Origin of the sequence: Dermacoccus sp. BD5, from assembly GCF_044878485.1 — a bacterium.
Lineage (GTDB): Bacteria > Actinomycetota > Actinomycetes > Actinomycetales > Dermatophilaceae > Dermacoccus > Dermacoccus nishinomiyaensis.
Genome location: NZ_JANJER010000029.1, coordinates 1 through 16,816 on the forward strand (window position 1 = coordinate 1; position 16,816 = coordinate 16,816).

At 66.5% G+C, this 16,816-nt stretch carries 15 protein-coding genes and 1 pseudogene; 6 read left to right on the forward strand and 10 right to left on the reverse strand.

Annotated features, from left to right (window positions below):
* Positions 1-95 precede the first annotated feature (95 nt).
* The 6 genes from NQ706_RS13400 to NQ706_RS13425 form a co-directional block, all read right to left on the reverse strand.
* A complete protein-coding gene (locus NQ706_RS13400) occupies positions 96-596 on the reverse strand; it encodes an alpha/beta hydrolase (RefSeq protein WP_167539828.1) in 501 nt (166 codons plus the stop codon).
* A 133-nt stretch (positions 597-729) separates the two neighbouring features.
* Positions 730-1,206 carry a tetratricopeptide repeat protein gene (locus NQ706_RS13405; protein WP_038570433.1) on the reverse strand — a complete coding sequence of 159 codons (477 nt, stop codon included), beginning with the start codon at positions 1,204-1,206 and terminating at the stop codon, positions 730-732.
* Positions 1,207-1,301: 95 nt separating this feature from the next.
* Positions 1,302-1,760: a GNAT family N-acetyltransferase gene (locus tag NQ706_RS13410; protein WP_235182009.1), complete on the reverse strand. Its 459-nt coding sequence runs from the start codon at positions 1,758-1,760 to the stop codon at positions 1,302-1,304.
* Positions 1,761-2,949: 1,189 nt separating this feature from the next.
* On the reverse strand, positions 2,950-4,062 hold the full coding sequence (locus NQ706_RS13415) for an ABC transporter permease (protein WP_150112722.1): 1,113 nt from the start codon (positions 4,060-4,062) through the stop codon (positions 2,950-2,952).
* A 21-nt stretch (positions 4,063-4,083) separates the two neighbouring features.
* On the reverse strand, positions 4,084-5,808 hold the full coding sequence (locus NQ706_RS13420; protein WP_081873597.1) for an AMP-binding protein: 1,725 nt from the start codon (positions 5,806-5,808) through the stop codon (positions 4,084-4,086).
* Positions 5,808-6,362 (reverse strand): TetR/AcrR family transcriptional regulator, encoded by a 555-nt coding sequence (locus NQ706_RS13425; protein ID WP_167539829.1) that lies wholly within the window; start codon positions 6,360-6,362, stop codon positions 5,808-5,810. The genes NQ706_RS13420 and NQ706_RS13425 overlap by 1 nt, the downstream gene beginning before the upstream one ends.
* A gap of 167 nt (positions 6,363-6,529) precedes the next feature.
* Between NQ706_RS13425 and NQ706_RS13430 the strand changes: the two genes are divergently transcribed.
* A complete protein-coding gene (locus NQ706_RS13430; RefSeq protein ID WP_150112723.1) occupies positions 6,530-7,675 on the forward strand; it encodes an IS30 family transposase in 1,146 nt (381 codons plus the stop codon).
* 384 nt (positions 7,676-8,059) lie between these two features.
* On the opposite strand, the pseudogene NQ706_RS13435 reads toward NQ706_RS13430, so the two are convergent.
* Positions 8,060-8,414: pseudogene (locus tag NQ706_RS13435) on the reverse strand (hypothetical protein); the annotation flags it as partial.
* Positions 8,415-8,576: 162 nt separating this feature from the next.
* Positions 8,577-8,999: a hypothetical protein gene (locus NQ706_RS13440; RefSeq protein ID WP_150112724.1), complete on the reverse strand. Its 423-nt coding sequence runs from the start codon at positions 8,997-8,999 to the stop codon at positions 8,577-8,579.
* A 286-nt stretch (positions 9,000-9,285) separates the two neighbouring features.
* Here NQ706_RS13440 and NQ706_RS13445 point away from each other — a divergent pair, with 286 nt between their 5' ends.
* Complete coding sequence (locus NQ706_RS13445) at positions 9,286-9,549, forward strand: hypothetical protein (RefSeq protein WP_038567203.1); 264 nt, start codon at positions 9,286-9,288, stop codon at positions 9,547-9,549.
* A gap of 81 nt (positions 9,550-9,630) precedes the next feature.
* Positions 9,631-11,013 carry an MFS transporter gene (locus tag NQ706_RS13450; protein ID WP_051805699.1) on the forward strand — a complete coding sequence of 461 codons (1,383 nt, stop codon included), beginning with the start codon at positions 9,631-9,633 and terminating at the stop codon, positions 11,011-11,013.
* Positions 11,014-11,031: 18 nt separating this feature from the next.
* On the opposite strand, the gene NQ706_RS13455 is transcribed toward NQ706_RS13450, so the two are convergent.
* A complete protein-coding gene (locus NQ706_RS13455) occupies positions 11,032-12,228 on the reverse strand; it encodes an MFS transporter (RefSeq protein ID WP_235182010.1) in 1,197 nt (398 codons plus the stop codon).
* A gap of 37 nt (positions 12,229-12,265) precedes the next feature.
* Here NQ706_RS13455 and NQ706_RS13460 point away from each other — a divergent pair, with 37 nt between their 5' ends.
* A complete protein-coding gene (locus NQ706_RS13460) occupies positions 12,266-13,240 on the forward strand; it encodes a DUF664 domain-containing protein (protein WP_167539830.1) in 975 nt (324 codons plus the stop codon).
* 229 nt (positions 13,241-13,469) lie between these two features.
* On the opposite strand, the gene NQ706_RS13465 is transcribed toward NQ706_RS13460, so the two are convergent.
* Positions 13,470-13,871, reverse strand: coding sequence for an SMI1/KNR4 family protein (locus tag NQ706_RS13465; RefSeq protein ID WP_038567208.1), 402 nt, complete (start codon positions 13,869-13,871; stop codon positions 13,470-13,472).
* Between the two features lie 221 nt (positions 13,872-14,092).
* Between NQ706_RS13465 and NQ706_RS13470 the strand changes: the two genes are divergently transcribed.
* Together NQ706_RS13470 and fumC are read left to right on the forward strand one after the other, a co-directional pair.
* Positions 14,093-15,115, forward strand: coding sequence for a magnesium transporter CorA family protein (locus tag NQ706_RS13470; protein ID WP_038567210.1), 1,023 nt, complete (start codon positions 14,093-14,095; stop codon positions 15,113-15,115).
* 141 nt (positions 15,116-15,256) lie between these two features.
* A complete protein-coding gene (gene fumC / locus NQ706_RS13475; protein WP_038567213.1) occupies positions 15,257-16,654 on the forward strand; it encodes a class II fumarate hydratase in 1,398 nt (465 codons plus the stop codon).
* Positions 16,655-16,816: the final 162 nt, after the last annotated feature.

The following is a 16,816-nucleotide window of genomic DNA, read 5'->3' on the forward strand; positions in this document are numbered from 1 at the left end:
GCACCGCGGCGGCCTTCTCCTCGACCGAGTAGCGACGCGTCGTCGGCTTCCCATTCGCCAGTTCCTTCGGCATAACCCCATCCTCGTTTCCAAGGTCAGGAGTCTCCAACAAACTCAGGGCGCTTCACGTGACGGTCGAAGGACTCCAAGGTGAGGTCAAGGTTGGGGTTCGTCAGCAGTAACGCGCGAACTGGTACTTGAGCTGCCGCTGCCACGCTGAGCGCACCTCCCGCGGAATCGCCACACAAGACGGCACAGCCAGGACCTGAGCAAGCATTAACGCACCGCACGAGGTCATTGACTGATTCGTGGAACGTGTTCTCTGGCGCGAGGCGATAGTCGACCGCGATGACACGTCGCCCCGATGTGGCTGCGAGGGCTCGGCAGTAGGCGTCTTGAAGATTCAGATCCCCAAACAGGCCATACCCCCCGTGGGAGAAATAGATCGTCACGTCCATGACCACGCCATGTGGCGTGTACAAGCGCACGGGGAGGCCGTGGACGATGTCGCTGGTGATGACTCCATCGAACGGCAATGCTTGCCGGGCTGCTGCGCGTTGCGTGGCGGCTTGACGCAGCGAGGCGACATCGATCATTGCCTCACCGTACGGCAGCGCTCCCCGGGGCTGAAGGAATAGTTCCTCCCCTTGCGTATCCGTGTAAGGCGCAGGCTCTCCGCACTCCGCTCCGTATACACGTAGCTCAATCGAAGGGTTCTGCGCCCTCGCGTCAGGCCAGATCGGCCGTGTACCGCGTGAGGGCTTGTCGGTACTCGTCGAGGTCGCTGTCTCCATCGTGAATAGCTGCTCGAAACGCAGTGATGGCGGCTGCGGCCGGTCTGTCTGCGCCAGCCAGTGCGAGGGTCAAGAAGCAGTCGACGGCGACGCTGTCGGGATAGCGCCGATGCGCCTCCTCGAGGACGGCGACCGCATCGGTGTGGCGGCCGACGTTGCGTAGGCTGCTGCCGTATTGGATGCGGGCTTGACGGTCGCGGTTTGCGTCGAGGCCGGCTGCGATAGCGCGCTCGTACAAGGGGATGGCGTCAGCCTCGCGGGCCGCCCAGTCATAGGCGCTGGCCAGTTCGAACAGGCGGGCCGCGTCGGTGGGCCCGGTGTCGAGGAGGTGTTCGAAGAACTCGATCGTGGGGGCCGGATTTTCTCGATCGGCTGACGCCCAGGCGTCACTGACCTGCTGCTCGAAGTCCATGGCAACAGCCTGGCAGACGATGCGTAGCCGAAACGAAGGGTTCTGCACCATCGTGCTGGCCCGGTAGCCCAACCCACCGTTTACGCCCCGCCAGGTCAGACTGGGGTCAAGTCGAGGCGCATGAGGTCGTCAGCGACGCGGAAGCCCAGCGAGCGATACAGCGGCTTGGACATCTCTGATGGTGCAAGCACGATGCGCACCATCTCTTCACGACGGGCGTATTCGATGATCTCTGCCATAAGAGCGGCTGCGATGCCGCGGCGTCGCAGAGCTGGAGTGACGAAGACGTTGGCCGCATACAGCCACCGCGCTGAGGGGCCTCCGGGGGCCGGCATCCTCGTGTAGATCAATGCGTTGGCCATGCCAACAGGCTCACCGTCCGGCCTGATTGCGAGAAATGCGCACCGATGGCGCCGCTCAGATTCCCACCAGTCGGTGAAGACTTGCTCGAACTCCGGGTCGCGGGCGTCGTGTTCCACCCACTGGTAACGCAGCGCGAGCATTCCTCGAGGATCAGATCCCACCGGAACGATGGTTACAAGATCGCCTTTCACATGACGAGGCTACGACACCGGCACGGAGGTGGCTTCTCTTCTGCCAGGCGTGGCATAAACGAAGGTTTTTGCCACACCGCTAGGACTGCCCGTCGATCGACGAGGACCCGCCTGGCCTGAGCTCTCGAGTACGCAGGTAGGGACATCCCTAGATGCTCAGTGTTGAAAAGTGCGCATCTGAGAGGGGTCCTACTTGCGTGGGGTGGGGTACACCCCCACTCGCGGCGAGTGTGCATGCATATCACCCACCCCAGATGCACGCCACGGCACGGAGTGGATGGTGCACAAACCTTCGTGTGAGCTACGACCGGCATGCTCACAGCGTGAGGAGAGGAGGGGGGCGGAAGCAGGGGGTGAGGTGCCCGGCCGCCTCGAAGGCCGCTGTCGTAAAGATCGACTGGAATAGTGCAATCATCTGGCGCTCGGTCAGTATGCGAGGCATGATCACGTCATGGTGAGGAACGTGTGGCTGCGTCCCGTGTCCGAGGCGGGCAGCCCGGACAGCACGGACACCGCCCGGTGCGCCGTGTGCGGTGAGGCCACCGGTGAGGACGGCGTGATCGTCGATGTCCTCACAGCCGAGGGTAGGCATGTGTACCGGGCGCTTTGTTCCAGCGACGCAGCCTGTCCCACCGAGATCGCTGACGTCGTCCGGTTGATGAGGACCCCACCCTCACCGGGCCGCTGATCATCGTTCAACAACCCCTCGCAGGCATGACCTCACCTGGGCCAGGTGGCGCGTCATTCCTCCGCAGCCGCCGCCTCGGCCGCGGTGCGCGTTTTGATCACCTGGCCCGATGCGTCAGGAAAGTCAGTGGGGCTGCTGCCGGTGCAGGTGAGGCCGGCAGAGGTCTCACCGTGCACGACATGCGTCCTTGGGTCCACCGAAGATGGCCACGAGGGCCAAAGCAATACCGAGTGTGATGACGATGGCCACCCACGTGAGAGCTGAGGAGGGCTCGTCGGGGCGAGGACGTGTGGCAGCCATGGGGGAACCTTTCCGGGGCACCGCGCGGCGGCCACCTGCTCACTCTAGGAGAGGTGGCCCCAGTGCAGCCGCTCATCGTCTCAACAGATCGTGGCGTTCGAGGCGGGTGGATTGTCTGAGGTGTGCACAAACCTTCGTTTGAGCTACTACTGCGTAAGCACCCCACTGACAGGTCGCAGAGCAATCCAGTCCGGAGCACCCTCAAGCGGAATCGTTCGAGTGGTGTGGTGCATGGTGCTCCACGAATTGACCGACCAGGCCGAAGCCATCCTCATGCTGCATCTCGGCGACCTGATCAGGTGTCGTACCGGTCAGAGTGTTGATGCTCACCATGTAGACGAGCCACAGACCCAGGATGAACCAGGCCAGGAGAACCAGAGTCGGCCTGAGCAGATCCGTGCCGTGGAAATAGGCCACATCCCGCATGGCGTCCGTTGCGGCACCGTTCGGCAGGAACGGCCCGATGTCATGCATGAAACCAGGCAGAAGGTCGTATCCAAAGGCTCCTCCGGCTGAGGGATTGCCGAGGATGACGAACAGCGTGAGGTTCACCGCGAGTGCGGCGGGCCCCAGCAGGCTCGTCAGGCCGTAGGCGAAGGTGCTGACGCTCAGAGACAGCCCTGCACCGACGGCAGCCAAGCCCCAGAACGGCCCGTTGAGGGCATCCAGCACATCTCTCGCCAGCCAGGCGCCGAGGATCCCTGCGATGGCTGAGAAGATCACGAACACTCCGAGCCGCCACCCGACTCCACCCCACGTGGACGCTCGGGGTGATGTGAGCGTGCCGAGCATGGTGGGCAGGAGGTAAGAACCAATGATGAGGCCCAGGACGAGGTAGAAGGGGACGATTCCGCGTTTGTCGTGCGCCGCTGTCGGGACGAGATCGTGGCCGCGGATCGTGGTGTGTGCCTTGGCCGCTACCTTGGCGCCAACCTGCTCGACCACGTCACGGTTTCCCGACGGTTGGGCGGTCGCATAGTAGAGGTCGTTGACCTTGTCCAAGGGGTTGAAGACGTACACGCCAGCTGCCTTGTTGTCTTTCACCTGCTGCTGCGCCCACTGCTGGTTCGTGGTGATAGTCGCGCGGACCGGGTGGTCCGTTTGGGCGTTGAGCTGGTTGGCGATGTACCCGGCGTTTCCCTCATGTCGGCTGGCGACGATGATGTGAACCTTGTGTGGCGTCGGGTTTCCGAGAGACCAGATGTAGAAGATGCTGATAAGGCATTGCACGATGAGAACAAATCCGGCAAGAACGACTGCGTGACGGAAGTGCGCGCGTTCCTCCGCTGAAGCTGGGAGCGATTGGGTTGACATGGCTCTTTTCTGCGATTGGTTTCAGGCGGTGGGTGGTAGCGCGTCTCGCACTGAACGGCGCATGACTTTGCCTAGGGGGCTGAGGGGGATGTCCGGCACGATGACGTATTCCCGGGGAATCTTGTAGCCGGCTAGGTGGCGACGCGCGTGGCGTGTGAGGGCCTCTTCGTCGAGACTCGACGCATCGTCCAGCACGATGGCTGCAGTGACAGCTTCATCGCCTCCGGCCAACCTGCGGCCCACCACAGCAACGTCGCGTACGCCGTCAAAAGCGCGCAGGACATCTTCTACTTCGGAGGGGTAGACGTTGAATCCGGCGGTGATGATGACTTCCTTGAGGCGGTCAACAATGGTGACAAATCCGTCGTCGTCCTGGACGGCGACGTCTCCGGTGCGTAGCCACCCGTCCGTCGTGAACAGGGCATCCGTGAGATCGGGCTTACCCCAATACCCCACACACACCTGAGGGCCTTGGATCTGCAATTCACCAGCCACTCCGGGCGCCGCAGGCGACTGCGGATCGTCCAGGTCGGCGATCCGCACCGCGGTGGAGGGAAACGGTATGCCGATAGAGCCCGGCCGCCTGTCCTGCGACAACGGATTGGCCAGGGCAATGGGGGACGTCTCAGTCATGCCGTAGCCCTCGATGAGCATCCCGCCGGTGGCTGACTCCCAACGATCCACGAGGCCGGGATCGAGCGGCATAGCCCCCGAGATCGCCCAGCGCACGCCCGCCAAGTCGATTCTCCCCGCCTGTGAAAGTTTCAACAGCCGTTCATAGATCGGCGGCACTCCAGGTATGAACGTTGCGGGGCGTCGCTTCATCGCAGCGCACACGGCCGCTTCGTCGAAGCGTGGGAAAAGTACGAGACATGCCCCGAGACGAATGGCGTCGAGTAGGCACAGCGTCATGCCGTAGGCGTGAAAGAGCGGCAGGGTGCCGTAGAAGACTTCTTCGCCGGCGCGCAGGGTCGGCACCCACGCCATGCTCTGCACGACATTCGCCACGAGGTTTCGGTGGGTGAGCATCGCAGCCTTTGGATCACCCGTTGTGCCACCGGTGTACTGCAGCAGCGCCAGATCATCCGGATCGCGGCGAGGGAACGACGCGTGGGTCGGCTGCTGCCGTGCGCAGCTGCTTACGACATCGTCGAAAGAGACGCCGACGTTGGCGGGCTCAGTGATCGCTGCGCGTGCCGTGCGAGCCTGCGGGAGAGGAAGGCTCAAGGCGAGCCTCTTGAGGCGCGGCAGGGCGCGCGACATGTCTACCGTCAGGATGTCGAGGGATGCGGGCGAATCGATGTCGGCAATCGTCTGAGCCACCTTGTTCCACACGATGGCGACACGCGCCTCGTGGTCGCGGAAGCACCGTTCGAATTCGGATCGAGTGGACAGGGGGTTGTGTTCCACGACGACTGCGCCGACACGGAGCACTGCGTAGAACGCAATGACGGCCTGAGGGCACGAAGGCAGTGCAATGGCAACGCGGTCTCCGGGGCGGACCCCGCGTTGCTGCAGTGTTGTTGCTGCCGCGTTGATCTGAGTCTGTAGCTCTCGGTAGGACGTGGTGGCGCCGAAAAAATCGAGAGCCAAGCGAGAGCCGAAACGAGATGCGGTCTCTTCGAACATCTCATCGACTGTCTGCTGGGGGATGTCGATGTTGCGCGGCACGCCATCGGCGTAGCCAGCAACCTCGACGAGTTCAGACCACGAATCGTGGTGGCGGGGCGTCGTTGGGGTGCCCATCAGCCCAGCACCCGCAGCGCAGCGGCCAACGCGATGCCCCGCACACGTGCGAGATTGTCAAGGTTCGCGAGAACAGCCACGACCGCGCCACTCATGGCAGCGGTGATTTCGACACGTCGCACGCCCTTAGGGCTGGCATCGAGCGCCCCTAGGAGGGCGTCAACTGCTGGCTGCAGCCGGATCATGGCGGCCTCCTTCCTGGCCAAAGCAAATGCGCTGATCATCAGAGCGGCGTAACCAGGGTGCGTGGCGCAGACTTCGATGAGTTCAGCGAGAACCGCTTCATCGCGCTCTGCACCGTGAAGACCCTGGCCCGCAGCTGCGACGCGCTCAGAGTGGTCAATCGCCGCCGCGACAACAGCGTCCTCGACGGCCGCCTTTGAACCGAACCGCTTGAGGAGCCCTGCCTTGGAGTAACCCGCAGACGCAGCCAAGGCATGGACCGGCGCCTGCGTGAAACCGTGCTGCGCAAAGACAGAGGCCGCAGCGTCGATCGCGAGTTCACGACTCAACGATGAACGCGGATGAGAGACGGGTGAGGAAGCGAGTGACACGAGTCGATTGTGCCACAAGGTGACCATTATGGTCACCTTGTGGCATTGCCCACCCTAGGCGTGGCGACGGCTCCACTTATGAGGGCGGATCCTCGACTACGTGGTGCGCAAACGGTGGCGAGTTCAACCGGTCAACGCACCACCACCGATAGGGGATCGTGGGTGTCATGGCCGGGTTGTCGAACGAGCAGCAGGAGAACGTTTGGGCGTTGTGGGCGAGGGGTGAGTCGATCAGGCTCATCGCCCGCACGATCGGCGTCAGCCAAACCCCAGTCCGGACGCTGCTGCGCCGCCATGGCGGAGTGAAGCCGCCGCCGCGCGCCCGGAACCGGCGGCACCTGTCGCTGAGTGAACGTGAAGAGATCTCCCGCGGCATCGCTGCCGGCTTGTCGTGCCGTGTCATCGCCGCTCGGCTGGGACGGCATCACACGAGTATCAGCCGCGAAGTCGCCCGCCACGGCGGACCCGGCACCTATCGCGCGGCCACCGCCGATGCGGGCGCGTGGCGCAACGCGCGCCGCCCGAAACCCTCACGTCTTCACCGCGACCCGGCGCTGTCGAGCATGGTCGCGGCGAAGCTGGAACGGGGTTGGTCACCCGCCCAGATCGCCCACTGGCTACGGCGCGAACAGCAGGATTCGTTGTCGCACGAGTCGATCTACCACGCGCTGTACACCGGCCAGATCCACGCGCCACGACAGGGAAGCCTTCTGCGATCAGGGCGATCGCTGCGCCACGCGCGCGTCGCGAAACCCCGCCAACGCCGCGGCGTGTTGCGGAACATGACCTCCATCCACGATCGGCCCACCAGCGTCGAAGACCGGGCCGAAGTCGGCCATTGGGAAGGTGACCTCATCATGGGCCAGCGCCCATCAGCCGTGGCCACCCTCGTCGAACGCTCCACCCGCCTGGTGCGCGTCGTCGCCCTGCCCGACGGGTACAAGGCTGACGCCGTCAGGGACGCTCTCATCGAGAATCTCGCCGAAGTGCCGCCGCAGTTTCGTCGGTCGTTGACGTGGGATCGCGGCCGAGAAATGGCCTTCCACGACCAGGTGACGCACGCCCTGGGCATGCAAGTGTTCTTCTGTGACGCCCGTTCGCCATGGCAGCGCGGCACGAACGAAACTCCCCCGCGCGCTTCGCTCCAAGCAGGAGGTGCCCCCAGCGAACCGCCTGCTGCGTCAGTACCTCGCGAAGAACGCCGACCTACGCTCCTTCACCCAGACCGACCTCGACACCATCGCGACGCGCATCAACGAACGGCCCCGCAAGGTCCTCGGCTGGGCCTCATCCCACGACGCCTTCACCGATAGCCTGAACACCATCAATGGTGCGTTGACCGGTTGAATCCGCCAAGGTTTTTGCAACAGCCGAGGACTGCGGCTGACCGATTGGTGCGAAGCCGCCGGCCCGAGCGCCCGAGTGTGCCGATAGGGCCATCCCTAGATTCCCCTTGTTCGAGAGTGTGCATCTGAGGGGGTTCCTACTTGCGTGGGGTGGGGTACACCCTATTTGCACAGTAACGACGCCATGGGGTCCGCGTGCAAATAGGGTCCTCGGTGGCCTTAATGCTCATGTTGCGAGCAGGGACTAGACATGCCGGGACAAATGGTGGGTACGCGCGTCTCGTCGACGTCGCAGAATCTAGCCAGGCAGCTAGAAGCGCTCGGGGGTGTCGACGAGCTGTTCACTGACCATCAATCGGGCAAGGGGACCGCTGCACGATCAGGTGACAGTGGTCGGGCAGCCAGTTCGACTGCTGTGGTCATGATGGTTTCGAACTCGATGGGCGTCAATCGTCCGAGCCAGTCCTGCCGGCGGCGCCAGTGATACGTCCGCTCGATCCAGGTGACGATCGCAATCAGAGGCTCTTCCCGAGTTCGCCAGGCCTGACGGTCCAGGACGTTCTTCTGCAGCAGCGCGAAGGACGATTCCATCCGGCGTTGTCAGCCGCAGCGCCGACGCGATCCATCGACGCGGCCAAGCCGTGGCGATGGATCGCCTACACGAACTTGCGGCTCCTGAATTGCGACCGCGGTCCGTGTGCACGATGCAGCCGGCCACACCGACGTCGTCAGAACTCGTCGCGCTTGGCCTGCGAGCCGTGCCGGGGTTCTTGTTCGCCACGCCATCCCCTGTAGGTGTGCATCTCGTGCAAGGTGCGTTCCCCCGATCATGGGCCACAACGGGCCGCCTAGGTTGGCTCAGCCCGGTTCAGAGCCTCCCATCCTTCGACGTGGAGTAGCCGTAGCGGCGGCGGTGGTCATCCCAACTCGTCGCGTACGCCTGACGCAGGGGCTGTGCCAGGTTCGCGAACCACACGCGACGCTCCTCGCGGCGCCGCTCGAACTCGCGTCGATCCTGCGCCTCGAGCCAGTCCGCATGTCGCCGCGACAGGTCAACACCACGGCGTAGGTTGCGTTCCTCCCACACACGCTTGCGCTGCTGTTGCCGCCACACGCTCAGATTCGAGAAATCCCCACTCAACCGCTGCACCCGGAGCGCACGCTCACCCGCGTCCAGACCCGCCCACCAGCGCTGCGCAAGCTCCTGACACGCAGCGATCGACGCACGACGCGCCAGCACCCACGCCGACGCGCCCACGAAACACGAGCCGTTCCAACGAGATCCGCTCACGCACCACCTGATGCTCGACAGAGGTCCCCTCGAGTGTGGGGAGGGTCTGGGGGCGCGTCCACTCGGCGTTCGCCGAGACTTGATCCAGCCCGTGGGCCTGCAAGTGCGCCAGATGACGCAGCACCTGCCGTCGCGTCCACCCCGACACCTCACCAGACTCAGGGCACAGCTGCGCTTTCAACGCCACGTCCTCAGCCGACAGCCCGACCCTCGAGTCCAGGGACGCCAGCACCAACCACCCAGCAGGGGGGAGTTCACCGGGGAGGGTGGGGGCCAAGGGGATGTGATGATCGCGGCGCTCGTGCTGCTGGGGTTGGGTTGGCACGCAGGGTTGCTGGCCGACACGACGATGCTCGTCGACGCCGCCTCGAGCGCGAACCGCGCCCGCACGCGGGGCACGTGCGACGTCCTCGTCTGGTTTGCCGGAGCGGGCGGCGGCATCGACGCACGCTTCGTCGCCGGCGCCATGACCTACGCGACGCTGTGCTGCCTCGCCGGCGTCGCAGCCGTTACGCTGCTCGCGTTCGTGACCCGCCGAAAGTCGGCGTGACGTTTTATTCATCGTCATGACACAAAGGCGTTAGGGTGAACGTCATTCCTTTCTTCCCCATGTGACGAAAAGAGCGGCGCCATGACGGTCCGTCCCACCCCACTCTCGGCTTCCGCGAGTCGAACCGAGCGGCTCGATCGGTTGCCGTTCACAAAGCGTCATCGCTCGATGCTCGTCGGTTCGGGCGTCGGCTGGGCGCTCGACGCGATGGACGTCGGGCTCATCAGCTTTCTCATGGTGGCGGTCAAGAAGGAATGGGGGCTGACGACCGGCGACCTGTCGGTGCTCGCCTCGATCGGCTTCGTCGGCATGGCGATCGGCGCCGGTGTCGGCGGCGCCCTGGCCGACCGCATCGGGCGCCGCACCGTGTTCGCGGGCACACTCGTCGTCTACGGCATCGCGACGGGTCTGTCGGCGCTCGCGCCGAGCTTCCTCGTCCTGTGCGCCCTGCGCTTCGTCGTCGGGCTCGGCCTCGGCGCGGAACTGCCGGTGGCCTCGACCCTGGTGAGCGAGTTCGCCCCGAAGCGCCTGCGAGGACGGATGGTCGTCGCCCTCGAGTCGTTCTGGGCGCTCGGGTGGCTGCTCGCGGCCGTCATCGGATTCACGATCGTGCCGCACGACAACGGGTGGCGCTGGGCGATGGCGCTCGGGCTCGTGCCCGCTCTCTACGCGATCCACGTGCGTCGTGGGTTGCCCGAGTCGGTGCGCTTCCTGGAAAGGGCCGGCCGCGACGACGACGCCGAGCGCATCGTGCGCTCGTTCGAGGCCGCGGCGGGTCCGGCGCAGCGAAGCGACAGCGCGCACCTCGACGACGCTGCCGACACCCACGGGGGCGCGCAGGGAACTACCGTTGACGTCGAGACGACCAGAACGTCAGAGCCGGCGAGCCCGTTCTCCGCGCCGTATCGAACGCGGACGGCCGCTCTGTGGGCGACGTGGTTCGGCGTCAACTTCGCCTACTACGGGGCCTTCTTGTGGATCCCGACATTCCTCGTCGCGAACGGCTTTCCGGTGGCGAAGTCGTTCGGTTTCACCCTCGTCATCACGATCGCACAGTTGCCCGGATACGCGGTGGCTGCGGTGTGCGTCGAGAAGATCGGACGCCGACCGACGCTCGCGCTCTTCCTCGCAGGTTCGACGGCGTCGGCGCTGCTGTTCGGTCAGGCCACGTCGGAGACGACGATCATGGCCGCCGGGTGCGCACTCAGCTTCTTCAACCTCGGCGCGTGGGGTGCGCTGTACGCCATCACGCCCGAGATCTACCCGACGCTCATGCGCGCGGGCGGCGCCGGCGGCGCGACGGCGTTCGGGCGCATCGCCTCGATCGTGGCGCCGCTCGTCGTGCCCTGGGTGTTCACCCATCACGGCGAAGGCTGGACGTTCGGTGTCATCGCCGCGGCCTTCGCGGTCGCGACGCTCGCCGCGCTCGCGCTGCCCGAACGTCGGGGGCAGGCGCTCGACTGACCCGGCGGGGACGAGGCGTCAGCTCTCCTGCGGGTCGCGCAACGCCGCGGTGAACGTCAGCGCCGTCAACAGCAGGCCCGCGACGAACGGCAGGATCATCGCGCGCTGGATGCCGAAGTGGTTGCTGAGGAAACCGATGATGCCGGGCCCCGCGAGAAACGCGGTATAGCCGAAAGCGGTGACGATGGCGAGCACGCGGCCCCCGCCGATGTGGCCGGCGATGGCGTAGATCTGCGGGGCGATCATGCCGACGCCCAGCCCGACGAGCAGCCAGCCGACGAGGATGAGCGGCAGCGACGACGTCGTGATGACGACGCCGAACCCGGCCACCGCGACGGGCGCGCCGAAGCGCACGACGGCGGCGCGCCCGAATCGTGCCACGAGTGAGTCGCCGAGCAGACGGATGACGACCATCGTCGCGGACACGCAGACGAGACCGGCCGCGCCGACCCCCGGGTCGACGTGCGCGACGTCCGTGACGTGGATCGAGGCCCAGTCGATCGCGGTGCCCTCCGTGAAACCGAAGAACAGCGCCATCACGCCGAGCAGCCACGCCTGCGCGGGAATGCTCGGCCGCGCGGTGTTGGCGGGGTCCGCGTCGGATTCCTCGACGTGCGGCGCGCGCGGTGTCAGCGCGAACAGCGCCGCCAGGCCGACGCTCGCGGCGGCGGCAGCGGCCACGAGCGCCCAGCGCGGGTCGGCGTCGTGCCCGCCCTGCCACCGTGCGAACCCCATGACGAACAGCGCGCCGACGAAGCCGCCGAGCGAGAAGAACGCATGGAAGCGGCTCATGACCGCCCGTCTGGACGCCTGTTCGGCGTCGACGCCGAGCGCGTTCATCGCGACGTCCATGACGCCGTTGCTCGAACCGATGAGCATGGCGGCGACGAGCAGCGTCGCGTAGTTCGGCGCGACGGCGACGACGAGCAACCCGAGCGCCATCGTCACCCCGCTGACGAGAGCCGGCAGGCGAGGAGTGCTGCGGTCGGCGATGCGGCCACCGACCTGCATCGCGACGATCGCGGAGGCGCCGGAGAGCAGGAGCAGCACGCCGATCCCGGAGGCGTCGGTGTGCACCCGTTCGCGCAGCCCCGGCATCGAGCCGCCCCACGCGCCCATCATGATGCCGTTGACCCCGAAGATGCCGAGCACCGCGCGGATGAGGGCGTGGCTCTGGTCGGAGGTAAACGTCGTCGACGGCGCAGTGGTGGGCATGGGCTCCATTGTCACCGCTGGCACCTACCCTGGTCGAATGGATGACAAGGCCACGCTGAAGACGTACCTCGACTCGCTGCGTTCGGCGCTCCTGTGGAAGCTCGAGGGCCTCGACGAGTGGCAGCTGCGCTGGCCGATGACGCCGACGGGGTCGAACCTGCTCGGCATCGTCAAGCACCTCGCGGCGATGGAGTACGGCTACCTCGGGCTCGTCTTCGACCGCCCCGGCGAGGAGCTGCCGTGGATGGGGCAGAACGCCGAGCCCAACGCCGACCTGTGGGCGACGTCCGACGAGACCGTGGAGAGCGTCGTGCGCCTCTACCGCCGGGCCGTCGCACACGCCGACGAGACGATCGCGAGCCTCGACCTCGACGCCGCCGGCCACGTGCCGTGGTGGCCGCAGCCCGACGTCACCCTGCACCGCGTTCTCGTCCATCTGAGCGTGGAGGTGGCCCGCCACGCGGGGCAGGTCGACGTCCTGCGCGAACTGCTCGACGGACGCGTCGGCATGCGTGAGGCGAACCCCAACCTGCCGTGGGGCGACGAGTTCTCCTGGGAGAGCTACGTGGAGAGGGTTCGTCAGGTCGCGATCGACGCGCAGTGGCCCGGTGCCCGACCCGGTCTCTACGGGTTCGCGGGCCCGCAACGGGACGCGCTGCTCGCGCCGATCCTTCGCGGTGCCAAGACGGCGACATCATCCCTGGCAGCCGCGTATTCAGCGCACGATGAACTGCCGCGGGTCGGTGAGCGCGAGGTGCTCATCTCGTCGGCGGGGATGCCCGTCGGCGTCACCGAGACAGTCGAGGTGCGCGTCGTCCCGCTGGGAGAGGTCGACCTCGAGCACGCCGTCGACGAGGGGGAGGGGTTCCGCAGCGTCGACGAATGGCGCGAGGCGCACGAACGCTTCTGGGCCTCCGACGCGATACGGGCCGAACTCGGCGACCCCGATCTCGTCGTCGACGATGCGACGCCGGTGGTGTTGCAGCGCATCCGGCTCGTCGAGACGCTCTGACGGGTGTGCCGGCGCGGTGGCACTGGAGGTTCGCCGGTGTCGAGATGCCCGCCATTCCGGGTCCGTGGGCGCTCATGGGCCGAGTGGTTCGAGGCGCGATGACGACGGAGCAGCGCCTCGCCGATGCGTCGTGATGACGCACCACGCGCCGCGCCCGGCGCCGTCATCACGCCTGACGCCCGGTTGTCCTGGTCAGCGTGGGCGCGTCATAGCGCCCTGATCACCGGGCTCAGGCGAACAGGTCGTCCTGCTCGGCGTGCTCGTTGCGCAGCGACTCGAGGAAGCCGACGAACGTGGCGCCGAGCTCGCTGAGCTCTTCGCCGCTGTCGCGCTCGACGTCGACCCAGCGCGTCGGGTGACCGGGGACGACGCCGAAGTCCCAGTCCTCGCCGCGGCCGAAGACGACGATGTCGCCGGTCTTGGTCACCGAACTCGGGTGCAGCACGCGCAGATAGGGCCCGTCGGTGCCGTTGGCCATGTGGACGTTGCCGTTGTACGTCGCCGTCGTCAGCCAGAAGGCGCGCAGGTCGTCGGGAAAGGTGACGCCGAGCTTCTCCTCGGCGTGCGTGAGGTCGTCCTCGGTGGCGGGGGAGTCGAAACGGTCAGGGCTGAAGTACTCCGTGAAGGACATGCCGTCAGCCTAGGGCCTGCGACCCGTGAGCGGGCCGCGACGAACGACGAAGCGAGTAGCGCGATGGTCCGTGGGTGCTTCCGCCCCGTGAACCGGGCCGCGACGATCCCAGCGTCCTGTCGGCGCGATCCACAGCGTCTTGTCGGGGCGATGCGTCACAATGCGCTCATGATTCGTCCTGCTTCGCTTCGCTCGAACCCCCCGCGCGCCGGTGAGGCGTCATGATCGAGGGTCTCGATATCGCTGACGCGCGGGTGTGGCGCAGGGAAGAGACGAAGGTGCGCTCCATCGAGGCGGGTGCGCTCGCCGACGCGATGCGCGACGAGGAGAACCTCGTCTGGGTCGACCTGCTCGACCCGTCGCCGGAGCAACTGCGTCAGCTCGTCCTGCGGTTGGGCGTGAGCGGGACGGTGGTCGAGGATGCTCTCGCTCCGCACGAGCGCGCCAAGGTGACGCCTCACGCCGACCATCTGTTCTTCACCGTGTACGCCACGCAGCTCGCGACCGACACCCTCGCCGAGCACGCTGACGGGCGCAGCCACCTCAGCGTCACGCGCATCAGCGGCATCGTGCTGCCGCGGGCGCTCATCACGATCAGGGTCAGCTCGCCGTATTGCGAAGCGTTCGACATGGGTGAGGTCGTGAAGCGCTGGGATGATTCCGCCTCACTCATGACGCAGGGCAGCGGCGCGCTCGTGCACGGGTTGCTCGACTACGTCGTCGACGGCCACTTCGACACAATCCAGTCGCTCGACGACGCTCTCGAAGGCCTAGAGGAGACGTTGTTCGCGGAACGACGCACCGGCAGCGAGTTCGTCCGCACGACGTACGCGATCCGCAAGGATCTCGTCGCGCTGCGCCGCGTCGTCCTGCCGATGCGTGAGGTCGTCAACGCGCTCATGCGTCACCGCGGGCGCACGGGCGGGCCACTCGACGCCTGGTACGACGACCTGTACGACCACGTGCTGCGTGCCTCGGAGTGGACCGAGTCGCTGCGCGACATGGTGAGCACCGTCTTCGAGACGAACCTGTCGCTGCAGGACGCGCGGCTCAACACGATCATGAAGAAACTCGCCGCGTGGGCCGCGATCATCTCGGTGCCGACGGCCGTGACGGGCTGGTTCGGCCAGAACGTGCCCTACCCCGGTTTCCAGGCGCATTCGGGGCTCGTCATGAGCGTCGTCATCACCGTTGCGTTGTCGGGCGGGCTCTACGCGATCTTCCGCCACAACGACTGGTTGTGACCTCCCCGCCCCCCTGCGTCCAAGTGCACCCGGGTGCACTTGGACGCAGAGGGTTACGGCTGGGCGCTGACGACGAGGGTGGCCTCGCGGCGCACCCCTCCGGACGTTCGCGATCGTGGTGAGGGTGCCTAAGCTGGAGGCATGGTCAAGCGCATCGAAACCGACAGCATGGGTCAGATCGAGGTCGACGAGAACGCCTACTGGGGCGCGCAGACGCAGCGCAGCATCGAGAACTTCGACATCGGCCGCGACACGTTCGTGTGGGGGCCCGTCATGGTGCGGGCACTCGGCATCCTCAAGAAGGCCGCCGCGCAGGCGAACGCCGATCTGGAGCAGCTCCCGAAGGATGTCGCGGAGCTCATCGAGAAGGCCGCGGACGACGTCATCGACGGCAAGCTGAACGATCAGTTCCCGCTCGTCGTGTTCCAGACAGGCTCGGGCACGCAGTCGAACATGAACGCCAACGAGGTCATCTCCAACCGCGCGATCGAACTCGCCGGCGGAGAGCGCGGCTCGAAGAAGCCCGTTCACCCCAACGATCACGTCAACCGCGGTCAGTCGTCGAACGACACGTTCCCGACGGCGATGCACATCGCCGTCGTCCTCGACCTCCTCGAGCGCCTCTATCCGGCCGTCACCGAGCTGCGTGACGTGCTCGACGCCAAGGCGAAGGAGTTCGACGACGTCATCTGCGTCGGGCGCACCCACCTACAGGACGCGACGCCGATCCGTCTCGGTCAGGAGATCGGCGGCTGGGTCGCGCAGCTCGACTTCGCGCTGTCGCAGGTGCGTCAGGCCGAGCAGGCGACGCGGGCGCTCGCGATCGGCGGCACCGCCGTCGGGACGGGGCTCAACGCGCACCCCGACTTCGGGATGCTCGCCGCGCAGAAGATCTCCGAGATCACGGGCGAGAGCTTCCACCAGGCCGACAACCTGTTCGCGTCGCTGTCGGCGCATGACGAGCTCGTCGCCGTCAGCTCGTCGCTCAAGCTGCTCGGCGGGGCGCTCATGAAGATCGCGAACGACGTGCGCTGGCTTGCCTCAGGCCCGCGCAACGGCATCGGCGAACTCATCATCCCGGAGAACGAGCCGGGCAGCTCGATCATGCCGGGCAAGGTCAACCCGACGCAGTGCGAGGCGATGACGATGGTCGCCACCCGCGTGTTCGGCAACGACGCGACGGTCGGTTTCGCCGGCTCGCAGGGCAACTTCCAGCTCAACGTGTTCAAGCCCGTCATGGCGCACGCCGTGCTGGAGAGCATCCGCCTCATCTCGGATGCGTGCCGTTCGTTCACCACGCACTGCGCACGTGGCATCGAGCCGAACCGGGAGCGCATCGACGCCAACCTCGCCTCGAACCTCATGGTCGTGACGGCGCTCAACCGTCACATCGGCTACGACAAGGCCGCCGCCATCGCGAAGAAGGCGCACAAGGAGGGCACGACGCTGCGCGAAGCGGCGCTCGCGTCCGGCGACGTGACGGGCGAGGACTTCGACCGCTGGGTCGTGCCCGCCGACATGACGCACCCGTCCGCCTGACGAGCCCTCCCACCGACGAAGGGGTTGTGGGGGGGGGGGGGGGGGGGGGGGGGGGGGGGGGGGGGGCGGGCGCCCCCGCCCCCCCCCCGGGGGGGGGGGGGGGGGGGGGGGGGGGGGGGGGGGGGGGGGGGCGGGGGCGGGGGGGGCCCCGGGGGGGGGGGC

What these genes read in the sequence shown, in the direction of transcription:
- NQ706_RS13400 (WP_167539828.1), bottom strand. Translation starts at nt 596, where the DNA reads ATGATCGATGTCGCCTCGCTGCGTCAAGCCGCCACGCAACGCGCAGCA.
- NQ706_RS13405 (WP_038570433.1), bottom strand. Translation starts at nt 1,206, where the DNA reads ATGGACTTCGAGCAGCAGGTCAGTGACGCCTGGGCGTCAGCCGATCGA.
- NQ706_RS13415 (WP_150112722.1), bottom strand. Translation starts at nt 4,062, where the DNA reads ATGTCAACCCAATCGCTCCCAGCTTCAGCGGAGGAACGCGCGCACTTC.
- NQ706_RS13420 (WP_081873597.1), bottom strand. Translation starts at nt 5,808, where the DNA reads ATGGGCACCCCAACGACGCCCCGCCACCACGATTCGTGGTCTGAACTC.
- NQ706_RS13430 (WP_150112723.1), top strand. Translation starts at nt 6,530, where the DNA reads ATGGCCGGGTTGTCGAACGAGCAGCAGGAGAACGTTTGGGCGTTGTGG.
- NQ706_RS13445 (WP_038567203.1), top strand. Translation starts at nt 9,286, where the DNA reads ATGATCGCGGCGCTCGTGCTGCTGGGGTTGGGTTGGCACGCAGGGTTG.
- NQ706_RS13450 (WP_051805699.1), top strand. Translation starts at nt 9,631, where the DNA reads ATGACGGTCCGTCCCACCCCACTCTCGGCTTCCGCGAGTCGAACCGAG.
- NQ706_RS13455 (WP_235182010.1), bottom strand. Translation starts at nt 12,228, where the DNA reads ATGCCCACCACTGCGCCGTCGACGACGTTTACCTCCGACCAGAGCCAC.
- NQ706_RS13460 (WP_167539830.1), top strand. Translation starts at nt 12,266, where the DNA reads ATGGATGACAAGGCCACGCTGAAGACGTACCTCGACTCGCTGCGTTCG.
- NQ706_RS13465 (WP_038567208.1), bottom strand. Translation starts at nt 13,871, where the DNA reads ATGTCCTTCACGGAGTACTTCAGCCCTGACCGTTTCGACTCCCCCGCC.
- NQ706_RS13470 (WP_038567210.1), top strand. Translation starts at nt 14,093, where the DNA reads ATGATCGAGGGTCTCGATATCGCTGACGCGCGGGTGTGGCGCAGGGAA.
- fumC (WP_038567213.1), top strand. Translation starts at nt 15,257, where the DNA reads ATGGTCAAGCGCATCGAAACCGACAGCATGGGTCAGATCGAGGTCGAC.